The organism is Ancylobacter sp. (assembly GCF_965249975.1).
Lineage (GTDB): Bacteria > Pseudomonadota > Alphaproteobacteria > Rhizobiales > Xanthobacteraceae > Ancylobacter.
Window position 1 is genome coordinate 1 of sequence record NZ_CBDFNE010000017.1, and the last position, 10,072, is coordinate 10,072.

General features: G+C 69.5%; 8 protein-coding genes and 2 pseudogenes. 1 reads left to right on the forward strand and 9 read right to left on the reverse strand.

Going from position 1 to position 10,072, the window contains the following annotated elements; all coding sequences use genetic code 11:
* The 7 genes and pseudogenes from ACP2AH_RS12985 to ACP2AH_RS13015 all read right to left on the reverse strand — a co-directional run.
* Positions 1–241 (reverse strand): annotated as a pseudogene (locus ACP2AH_RS12985) (hypothetical protein); the annotation flags it as partial.
* A gap of 36 nt (positions 242–277) precedes the next feature.
* Positions 278–1,072 (reverse strand): class I fructose-bisphosphate aldolase, encoded by a 795-nt coding sequence (locus ACP2AH_RS12990; protein ID WP_425106185.1) that lies wholly within the window; start codon positions 1,070–1,072, stop codon positions 278–280.
* Positions 1,073–1,111: 39 nt separating this feature from the next.
* Positions 1,112–2,161, reverse strand: a complete 1,050-nt coding sequence (locus ACP2AH_RS12995; RefSeq protein ID WP_425106186.1) for an alcohol dehydrogenase catalytic domain-containing protein — start codon at positions 2,159–2,161, stop codon at positions 1,112–1,114.
* An 89-nt stretch (positions 2,162–2,250) separates the two neighbouring features.
* Positions 2,251–3,207 (reverse strand): ABC transporter permease, encoded by a 957-nt coding sequence (locus ACP2AH_RS13000; protein WP_425106187.1) that lies wholly within the window; start codon positions 3,205–3,207, stop codon positions 2,251–2,253.
* Between the two features lie 114 nt (positions 3,208–3,321).
* On the reverse strand, positions 3,322–4,809 hold the full coding sequence (locus ACP2AH_RS13005) for a sugar ABC transporter ATP-binding protein (RefSeq protein ID WP_425106188.1): 1,488 nt from the start codon (positions 4,807–4,809) through the stop codon (positions 3,322–3,324).
* Positions 4,810–4,950: 141 nt separating this feature from the next.
* Positions 4,951–5,934 carry a substrate-binding domain-containing protein gene (locus ACP2AH_RS13010; RefSeq protein ID WP_425106189.1) on the reverse strand — a complete coding sequence of 328 codons (984 nt, stop codon included), beginning with the start codon at positions 5,932–5,934 and terminating at the stop codon, positions 4,951–4,953.
* 477 nt (positions 5,935–6,411) lie between these two features.
* Positions 6,412–7,161, reverse strand: a complete 750-nt coding sequence (locus ACP2AH_RS13015; RefSeq protein ID WP_425106190.1) for a GntR family transcriptional regulator — start codon at positions 7,159–7,161, stop codon at positions 6,412–6,414.
* Between the two features lie 167 nt (positions 7,162–7,328).
* Between ACP2AH_RS13015 and ACP2AH_RS13020 the strand changes: the two genes are divergently transcribed.
* A complete protein-coding gene (locus ACP2AH_RS13020) occupies positions 7,329–9,188 on the forward strand; it encodes a phosphoenolpyruvate hydrolase family protein (RefSeq protein ID WP_425106191.1) in 1,860 nt (619 codons plus the stop codon).
* Positions 9,189–9,393: 205 nt separating this feature from the next.
* On the opposite strand, the pseudogene ACP2AH_RS13025 reads toward ACP2AH_RS13020, so the two are convergent.
* Both ACP2AH_RS13025 and ACP2AH_RS13030 read right to left on the reverse strand, forming a co-directional pair.
* A pseudogene (locus ACP2AH_RS13025) lies at positions 9,394–9,636 on the reverse strand (phosphoenolpyruvate hydrolase family protein); the annotation flags it as partial.
* A 225-nt stretch (positions 9,637–9,861) separates the two neighbouring features.
* Positions 9,862–10,072, reverse strand: a 211-nt coding sequence (locus tag ACP2AH_RS13030; RefSeq protein WP_425106192.1) for a hypothetical protein, incomplete at its 5' end; no start/stop codon positions are given.

A 10,072-nucleotide genomic window follows, 5' to 3' on the forward strand; every position in this document is an offset into this window, starting at 1 on the left:
CGCCGACCCCGGTGGCGGCGATGGCGCGCAGGGGCCGACCCGCGCCGGTCGCGCGCCATCCCTCGATCACCAGCGCCTCCACCACGGCGAGAAGGGCCTCGGCATCGGTGGCGACACCCTCGCGGAAGGCGATGCGCGGCGTGGGGAGGGTGCGGCTCCAGCGGCAGGCGCCAGCCTCGTCCATAAGCACCACCTTGAGATTGGTGGTGCCGATGTCGATACCGCACAGGCGTTCCATCATGGCGGATCTCCCGGGCCGGCGCCTGTCATAATGCTCTCACCAGCGGCGGCTGAAGCTGGTGCGGGTGATGCGCGCCATCTCGGCGATGACCTCGGCGGCTTCTTCCGGCGGACGCTGCCACACCTTGCGCCCGACCACCACGCCCTGCGCGCCGGCGTCGATGGCGTCCTTCACGTCGCGCAGCGTCGAGGCGCTGTCGCCGGAAAGCGGGCCGCCGGCCACCACGACCGGAATGTCCAGCTCGGCGCAGAGCTTGGCGGTGGCGTCCGGGCCGGGGAAGGTGATCTTGATGATGTCGGCGCCGAGGTCATAGCCGACGCGCGCCACTTCCAGCTCCTTCTCGATGATCTCCGGCGAGCGCGGCGTGTTGAGGAACACCGGCTCCACCATCACCGGAATGTGCCATTTGGCGGCTTCCGACACGACCGTGCCGATGCGCTGGCAGTAATTCACCTTCTCCTCATCGACCACGTTCCACGGCAGCAGCAGCTTGACGCAGTCCACACCCATGCGCACCGCATCCTCGACGCTGGCGACGAGGCAGCCGGTGCCGGTCGCCGGGGCGGAGGTGGGCCAGAAGGCGTCGATGGCAAGAATGCGCGACATGGCAGGAGCGCGGGCCAGCAGCACCTCGCTGGCCTTAACGATGCCGGTGCTGACCATGAAGCCGGTGATGTCCTCGGGCAGGAAGCGGCGCATCACCTCGACCGGGGCTTCCAACGCCGGCACCCGGCCCCAGACCAGGCCGTGGTCGATCGGCACGACGAGGGCGGCGCGGTCCTCGCGGAAAATGCGGTTCATCCGGTAGCTGGTGGAATAGCGGTTGGCCACGTGGGTCTCCTGTTTCACGATGTGCGATGAAGTCGCGGATCAGAGGAAAGCGAGCTGGGTCTTGATGCCGGTGCCGCCGGCCATGGCCTGCGCGGCCTGCGCGAACTCCCAGACGGGGAAGGTGTCGCCGATCAGCACCGCCGCCCGGTCGGCGATGTCGTTCATGACCTCGACGGCGGCGGGGAATTTGTCGGCCAGCGAGTTCGAGCCGATGATGCGAAGCTCGCGCTCGTAGACGCGGAACGGATTGATGCCGACCAGGGCCTCGGCGTCGTGGACGCCGACCTGCACCAGCACGCCGGTCTTCTCGACATGGTCGAGCGCCTGTTCCAGCGCGCGGCGCACCCCCGCCGCCTCGAACACCACGTCGAAACAGGCCGCCCCCAGCGCTCCGTCAGGACCGAGGGCGGCGGGATCGACGCTGTTGGCCATGCCCGCGCGGGCCGCGATCGCCCGCTTGGCGGGGGAAGGGTCGGCGATGGTGACGCGTCCGGCGCCGAACAGGTCGCAGACAATGGCGATGAGCAGGCCCATGGTGCCGCCGCCCATCACCAGCACGTCGCGGTCCTTGACGCCCTGCGAGGAGTCGACCGCGTGCAGCACGCAGGCCAGCGGCTCGATCATCGCCGCCACGTCGGCGCGCAGCCCCGCCTTCAGACGGAAGGTGTTGCGCGCCGGGGCGACGACGAATTCCGCCGCCGCGCCAGGGCGGGCGACGCCGATCGGTGACAGGTGCGGGCACAGGTTCGGCCGCCCGGCGCGGCACCAGCGGCAGGTGCCGCAGGTGACATTGGGATCGACCGCCACGAAGTCGCCCTCGCGCAGGCCGGCGACGGCACGGCCCACCGCGACGACATGGCCGGAGAATTCATGGCACGGCGTCACCGGATAGACCGAACCGGGAAAGCCGTGGTGCAGGATGTGCAGATCGGTGCCGCACAGGCCGCAGGCGGCGGGCCGGATCAGCACCTCGTCCTCGGCGGGCGTCGGCACCGGCACATCGGCGACGAAGACGCGGTGGTCCTGGGTGATGCGCACCGCCTTCATCTGGCCCCGGGCGGGACTATCGAAAAGAGAATCGAGGCTCATGATGCCCTCAAGGGTTGTGGTTCGGGTGAGCGCCGCCGATGCCGTCGGCCGCGTGGGGAAAGGCGGTCCGGCGCGCGGCGCAGTTGGCGTCAGCGGCGGCGGACGAGATCGATGAGGATGGCCAGCAGCACCACGGCGCCGACGATGACGCGCTGCCAGTAGCTGGAGATGTCGAGCAGCACGATTCCGTTGGCCAGCACCGCCATCAGCAGCGCCCCGGTGACGGTGCCGGTGACCGTGCCCTGCCCGCCGCGCAGCGAGACGCCGCCGATGATGGCCGCGGTGATCGAGGGCATCAGCCAGCCTTCACCGACGGAGGGCTGCGCCGAATCCATCCGGCTCGCATAGAGGATGCCGGCCAGCGCCGCGAGGCTGCCGGAGAGGCCGAACACCAGCATTTCCACCCGCTTGACGGGGATGCCGACCAGGATCGCCGCCTGCCGATTGCCGCCGATGGCGTAGATGTTGCGCCCGAAGGCGGTGCGGTTCAGCACGAAGGCCAGCACCAGCGCGATGACCGCGAACACGATCACCGGCACGGGAATGCCGAAGGGCGCGCCGAGCCCGAATTGCTGGAAGGTGGCGCCAAGCGGGCGGATCGGCGAGCCACCGGTGATGACCAGCGTCGCGCCGGCGAACATCTCCCACGCCGCCAGCGTCACGATGAACGGGTTCAGCCGGGCATAAGCCACCAGCGCGCCATTGATGCTGCCGAGCACGAAGCCGAACAGGCAGGTCAGCGGGATGACCAGCCAGGGGTCGACACCCAGATGCACCAGCAGCAGCCCGCCGATGATCGCCGACAGCCCCGCGGCCGCCCCGACCGAGAGATCGATGCCGCCGATCAGCAGCACCAGCGTCTGGCCGAGCGCGATGATGCCGACGAAGGACGCCTGCCGCAGCACCACCGCCAGATTGTAGCTGGTGGCGAAGTTCTCCGTCGCCAGCGCCAGCAGGCCGCACATCACGGCGAGGGCAAGGATGATGCCGACCGCCTCGAAGCGGCCGATCCGGCTTCGGAGCGTGTGAAGCGTGGTCTTTGGCATGGCGGCAAGCAATCCGTGTCGGGGAAGGTCGGGACGCAGGGCGGCGGCAGGGCCGGGCAGCGGGGCGGGCAGCGATCTCGGGCCGGAAGCGGGGGTGTCCATCGCCGGGGCCCGCTAGCTCATGGCGAGGCCAAGCAGGTCTTCCTGCGTGGCCGCCTCGGTGGGAATGATGGCGCGCACGCGCCCCTCATGCATCAGCATCACCCGGTCGCAGACATCGATGATCTCCTGCAGTTCCGAGGAGATGTAGATGACCGAGATGCCGTCACGGGCGAGCTGGCGCAGCAGCTTCTGGATCTCCCATTTGGCGTTGACATCGATGCCACGGGTGGGCTCGTCCAGCATCAGGATGCGGCACTGGCTCATCATCCAGCGGGCGAGGATGCATTTCTGCTGGTTGCCGCCGCTCAGCTCGGAAATGAGCTGATGGCTGGAATGCACCTTCACCGGGATCGAGTTCACATAGCGGTCGGCGGCGCCGAAGGCGTCGAGCCAGCGTATGCCGAGCCGGCTGGTGAATTTGGCGAGGCTGGGCAGCACGATGTTCTCGGCCACCGACAGATCGGGAAAAAGCCCGTCGCGCCGGCGCTCTTCCGGCAGATAGACGAGGCCGGCGGCGATGGCATCGGCCGGGCCGGCAAAGGCGACTTCGCGGCCAAAGAGCTTCACCGTGCCGGCCTGGCGCGGCGTGTCGCCGAACAGGCAGCGCACCGTCTCCGTCCGCCCGGCGCCGATCAGCCCGCCAATGCCGAGGATTTCGCCCCGGCGGAGGTCGAAGCTCACATCGGCGAATTCGCCGGCGCGGGAGAGGCCGCGCACCTCCAGCACCACCTCGTCCGTGGCGGCGGAGGGAATGACGGCGCGCAGGTTCAGCTCCTGCACGTCGCGGCCGGCCATGGCGCGGATCATCGCCTCCTTGGTGGCGGTGCGCGGGTCGAGATCGCCGACATGGCGTCCGTCGCGCAGCACGGTGATGCGGTCCGCCAACGCCAGTATCTCGTCGAGCCGGTGCGAGATGTAGAGCACCAGCCCGCCCTGCTGGCGGAAGCGGCGGATGAAGGCGAAAAGCCGCTCCGTCTCGCGCTCGGTGAGGGCGGCGGTCGGTTCGTCGAAGATCAGCAGCCGGGCGCCGGTGGCGGTGGCGCGGGCGATCTGCACCAGCTGCTGCTGGGCGACGGTGATGGAGCCGGCGCGGGCCTGCGGATCGATGGTCGGATCGAGCGCCTCGATATGGCGGCGGGCCTCCGCCTCGGTGGCGCGCCAGTCGATGAGGCCGCGCCGGGCCACCTGGCGGCCGAGCATGACGTTTTCCAGCACGGTGAGGTCGGCGGCGAGGTTGATTTCCTGCGGCGCGATGGCGATGCCGGCGCGCTGGGCATCGCTGGGCGAAGCGAAATGCACGGCGGCCCCGTCGATGCGGATCTCGCCCGAGGTCGGCGTCAGCCGGCCGCAGATCACCGACATCAGCGAGGATTTGCCCGCGCCGTTCTCGCCGATCACCGCCACCACCTCGCCGGCCGCGACACGCAGCGACACGCCACGCACGGCATGGACATGGCCGAAGCTCTTCGACAGGTCGCGGACTTCGAAATCGCTGCGCATGGAAGGGTCTCGCGGATCGAGCGGTAGCGGGCATCGCGGCGCGCGGGAGGGCGCGCATCCGCGCAAGGCCGGGGGCGGAAAGTCCCGGCGGGATGGCCCCGCCGGGCAGTTGCTCTGGGGAGAGGTGCTCTGGGGAGAGGCCTATTTGGCGAGCGTTTCCTTGGTCATCAGGAAGCCGCCGGTGGCGTGATCCATCGGGATGGTGTGGTTCTGCTTGGCCGACACCAGGTAGCGCACCGCCCAGTAGCCGATTTCCCACTGGCGCTGGGCGGTGATGGCGGAGATCACCCCGTCCTCGATCAGCTGGTAGGTTTCGGGAATGTCGCCGGCGCCGACCACCAGCGTCTTGCCGACGCGCTTGGCCGCGATCACCGCGCGGGCGGCGCCGATCGGGGCGGAGGCGTTGGCGCCATAGATGCCGCCAAGGTCCGGCGTCGCCTGCAGGCCGCTCTCGGCCATCGCCACCGCCTGTTCCAGATTGTCGTTGTCGGGCTGCTCGAAGGCGATCTTGATGCCGGGATACTTCTTGGCCAGCTCGTCCTTGAAGCCCTTCACGCGGGCGACATGGTTGGGCGCGGTGAGGCTGCCGACCAGAATGCCGACACTGCCCTTGCCGCCCAGCTTGGCGCCGAGATAGTTCGCGGCGGTGCGCCCGTCCTCCTCATCCTTGCGGTGGCCGACAAAGGGAAAGGCCGCGTCGCAGAAGGTGTCGAAGGTGATGAGGTTCACCTTGTTCTTCACCGCTTCCTTGAGCAGCTGGGTATTTGTCGCAGGGTCGAGGCAGGAGACGGCCAGCCCGTCGGGATTGCGGCCGATATCGGTTTCGATGCGGCGGTTCTGCTGGTCGATGTCGGCGGTGGGCGGGGCATCCCAGGTGTAGGTGACCTCGATGCCTTCCTTCTTGTACTCGGCGATGGCGAATTTCACGCCCTGCTCGACCACGTCGTACCAGGGATGCACCACCTTCGGGATGAAGATGAGATTGGCCTTGGTGACCGGCTTGATCAGCGCCGCCTGATCGAATCCGGCCGCTGCTGCGGGCGCGGCCGTGAGAGCAGGGGCGAGCGCGGCGGCCAGCGCGGCGACGGCCAGCGCCTTGTGGATCCTCGGGATACGGGGCTTCATAAACGGCTCCTTCATGGCGTCCTCCTTTGTGACGGCGCGGGCTTCTGTGGCCCGTGCTCGGCTCCAACGACTTGGCGTGAAACGTCTTTGTGTGAGACGACTTGGCGTAAGACGACTTGGGCGTGAAACGGCTTCAGGCGATTCCGGCTGTCGACCGGCTCAGCGCCGGGCGCGCGCTCTCCTGCGCCGCGCCGCGTGGCGGCGGTCATGCGGGCGATATCCCTGGCAGCCGCGAGCCGCGGCGCGGCAGGCGCCGGGATCGGGCTTTGCGGGTGTGCGGGGCGTGGGCTGGCCGACCGGCAGGCATGGGCACGCCGGTCCGCGCACCGGGTGCGCAGCGGGTCGGGCTCAGTCGGTCATGTCGGGGGCGGGACGGGCCGTCAGGCCGTTCGGATCGTCGTCATCTTGGCGTTTCTCCCATTCGTTTGTGGCGTGCCGCGGGTATTCCCGTCGGCGGTTCTGGCGCGCGCGGGCGCGTCACTCGCTGGCGGCGCGGGCTTCGATCGTCACCTTGACGACGTCGCTGCGCACCCAGGATGTGTAATAGTCGAACGGCTTCTCATCGCGCCCCCAGGACACCGAGGTGACGAGGAGCAGCGGGGCGCCGACCGGCACGTGCAGATAGCCGGCGAGTTCCGGCGTGGCGGCCTGCGCCTCCACGCTGCGGCGCGCGCCGAACACGCTGAAGCCGCCCTCGCGCAGGGTGCGGTTGAGCGAGGCCTTGCCGCTCAGCACGTCGCTGCCGTCGAGCACCGGCGCGACCTCGGGCACGAGATAGTTGACCGAGAGCAGGGCGATCTGCCCGTCGAGATAGCGCAGCCGCTTCAGCTTATACCCCGCCTCGCCGGCCGCGAGACCGAGCGCATCCGCCGCCGCCGCCGGCAGGGGCGACAGCCCGGCCTTGACCACCTGCGTCTCGACATTGCGTCGGTGGTGGTCGACTTCGGCCTCGAAGAAGCCGTCGGCCACTTGCAGCGACCATCCGGCCTGCAGCGGATCGACCACGAAGGCGCCGCGGCGGGGCACCATCTTGATCCGACCCTTTTCCTGCAGGCTGCGCAGCGTCTCACGCACCGTCGAGCGGGCCAGGTCGAAATGGCGGCACAGCTCCGTTTCGGCAGGAAGACGCTCGCCGACGGCGTATTTCCCGGCGTCGATATCCGCCTCCACCAGCCGCACGAGCTGGAGGTAGTAAGGTTCCGGTGAGTGGCGGTCGATGCTGGACATGGCGATCACGGGGTGGCGTGTCAGTCTTGTACGTACAGTACGACATTTCCAGACATTGGCAACACCCTTTTCGGCCTGCCGCGCGGATGGCCTTCGGTCTGTGCCGAAGCGTGATAAAACGTGCCGTCCGCCCCCCGGGCCCGCCCTTGTCCGAAGAGTTGCCAATCGTGCGATCGCACGCCGCCCTTGCCAGGAGCACCCCCGCCACCCCCGCCGCCCCCGGCTGGCTGAAGGGGCATGACGGCAAATCCGGGTCCAGGCCGTTTCTCATCGGCGCAGCGATCGGCACCGGCATGATCGCCAAGGCGGCCGAGCGCGGCGGCGCCGATTTCCTGCTGGCGTTGAATGCCGGCCGGGTGCGGGTCATGGGCGCGCCGTCCATCGCCTGCATGCTGCCGATCCACGACGCGAACGCCATGGTCACCGCCTTCGCCACCGCCGAAATCCTCGGCAAGGTCTCGGTGCCGGTGGTGTTCGGGGCCTCGGCCTTCGATCCGCGCGCCGATCTGGCCGCGCTGGTCGCGCAGGTGCAGCAGGACGGCTTTGCCGGCATGGCCAATTTCCCCACCTCCATCCATCTCGACCCGCTCCTTCAGGCCGGCCTCGCCCGCCTCGGCCTCGGTTTCGCGCGCGAGGTGGAGATGCTGAGGCTGGCCAAACAGGCGGGCCTGGTCGCCGTCGGCTATGTCCGCACCGCCGAACAGGCCGAGCAGATGGTCGAGGCGGGCGTCGATCTCATCTGCCTCAATTTCGGCTGGAACAGCGGGGGGCGCGAGAGCCAGCCCAGCACGGTCAGCCTCGACGAGGCGGCGGCGGATGCCTCGGACATTTTCGAGCGGGTGCGCCGGCGGCGCGCCGGCGTGCTCTGCGTTGTCGAGGGCGGGCCGATCGACACGCCGGAAAACGCCGCGACGGTGTGCCAGGCCGGGCAGGCCGACGGCTATATCGGCGGCTCGACCATTGATCGCCTGCCGCTGGAGGCGGCGGTCTCCGGTGCAACGTCCGAATACAAGTCGGTCAATGTGCTGAGCCGCCGGCTTGAGGCGATCCAGGACGCCGTGCTCGGCCAGGGCCGGCGCTACGGGCTGATCGGCCGCTCGCCACCCTTGCGCGAAGTGGTGCAGCTGATCGACCGCTTCGCCGCCACCGACATGACCATCCTTGTCCAGGGACCGAACGGCGTCGGCAAGGAACTGGTGGCGCAGGCGCTGCATGCCGGCAGCCGGCGGGCGGGGCGCGCGCTGGTGGCGGTCAACTGCGCCGCGCTGCCCCGCGACCTCCTGGAAAGCGAATTGTTCGGCTATGAGAAGGGCGCCTTCACCGGCGCGGTGAAGACCCGCATCGGCCGCTTCGAGGAGGCGGACGGCTCGACGCTGTTCCTCGACGAGATCGGCGACCTCGAACCGCAATTGCAGGCGAAGCTGCTGCGCGTGCTGGAGGCCGGCATGGTGGACCGGCTGGGCTCCAACCAGCCGCGCCGCATCAATGTGCGCATCATCTGCGCCACCAATCGCGACCTGACGGCGATGGTGGCGCAGGGCAGCTTCCGCGAGGATCTCTACTACCGGCTGAACAAGATGGAGATCCGCGTGCCCTCGCTCGCCGAGCGCATCGAGGACATTCCGTTGCTGGTCGAGCATTTCCTGCAGTCGGCGGTGCCGGCGGTGAACGAGAATGTGCAATCGGTGGATGGGCCGGCGCTGCGGGCGCTGATGGCGCATGCCTGGCCGGGCAATATCCGCGAGCTGAAGAACGTGCTCGAGCGCGCGGCCATCCTGTGCGACGGCAACCGCATCGGGCTGGCGCAGCTGCCGCGCTTCGCCGAGCCCGCCCGCGCGCCGGAGCCGAAGGTGCGGCCCGCCGGCGTAGCGGCACCGTCCGCGCCCGAGCCCGGGGTGGAGAGCGAGCGCGAATGGATTCTCGACGCGCTGCGCCGCAACCGCTTCCGGCGCGGCGCGGCGGCGCAGGAACTCGGCCTCGCCCGCAAGACGCTCTACAACAAGATGCGCCTATACGGCCTCGGCTGAGAGGCGAGCGCCGCCGCGAGGCCCGGGAACCGCCCAGTCCAGCACATCGTCCGCCAGCCCCGCCGCCGGCGCGAGCCGCGCGCCGAAGCCGGGATGGGCGGTACAGCGCCAGGCGCGGCGCCTGCGGCATGGCGGCGATGCGGCCGAGCGTGGCGACGACGCCTTCGACCAGCCGCAGATCAAGCGCCGCCTCCCCGGTCGGCGTGCCGGGATGAAACAGCAGCGAGGCAATGCCGGCCTCGACCGCCCGCGCCGCCTGGTCGTAGGAGGCGACCGTCGCCATCACCTCCAGCCCGGCGCGGCGGGCCTCTGCCAGCGCCGCCAGTTCGGCACCCGGCTCGATGCCCGCGCCGGTCAGCGCCTGCCGGTAGACGCCGGGCGGGATGAGATGGGTGCTCGGCAGGTTCACCACGCCGCTCACGCCGGCCGCGCGCAGCCGCTCGAACAGCCGGCGCCCCGCCGAGGAACGGGTCGCAGAGGAACAGCGCGGCTATGAGCTTGCCGGGCACCGTGGTCCCCGGCGGCGGCAGGGCCGCCAGAAGCGCCTCGTTCACCGAGCCGATCGGCATCATGCCGACAATGTCCGCCGCCTCCGGCGACAGGCCGGCCAGATAGGGCGCCAGCACGGCGAGGTCCGCGCGCAACGCGGCGGCGTCCGCGAGATCGGAGACGATCACACCCTGCACAGGCCGCTCCCGGGTCGAAATGGGTAAAAAGACGATTGTGGTAACATAATTACCCAAAATGACCCGGCCTGCACGGCGAAAATCGCCCGAAACGGCGCCAATTGCCGCGCCTGTGAGCTGGCATGGCTCTTGCCGATCCCTGTTGCCAACCACGCGCCCGGATCAAAGCGGCGCGGCATCAGGGAGTACGCCCATGGA

Excerpts from the sequence above, each read along its gene's own strand:
- ACP2AH_RS13005 (WP_425106188.1), bottom strand. The coding sequence starts at position 4,809 with ATGCGCAGCGATTTCGAAGTCCGCGACCTGTCGAAGAGCTTCGGCCAT.
- ACP2AH_RS12995 (WP_425106186.1), bottom strand. The coding sequence starts at position 2,161 with ATGAGCCTCGATTCTCTTTTCGATAGTCCCGCCCGGGGCCAGATGAAG.
- ACP2AH_RS13000 (WP_425106187.1), bottom strand. The coding sequence starts at position 3,207 with ATGCCAAAGACCACGCTTCACACGCTCCGAAGCCGGATCGGCCGCTTC.
- ACP2AH_RS13015 (WP_425106190.1), bottom strand. The coding sequence starts at position 7,161 with ATGTCCAGCATCGACCGCCACTCACCGGAACCTTACTACCTCCAGCTC.
- ACP2AH_RS13010 (WP_425106189.1), bottom strand. The coding sequence starts at position 5,934 with ATGAAGCCCCGTATCCCGAGGATCCACAAGGCGCTGGCCGTCGCCGCG.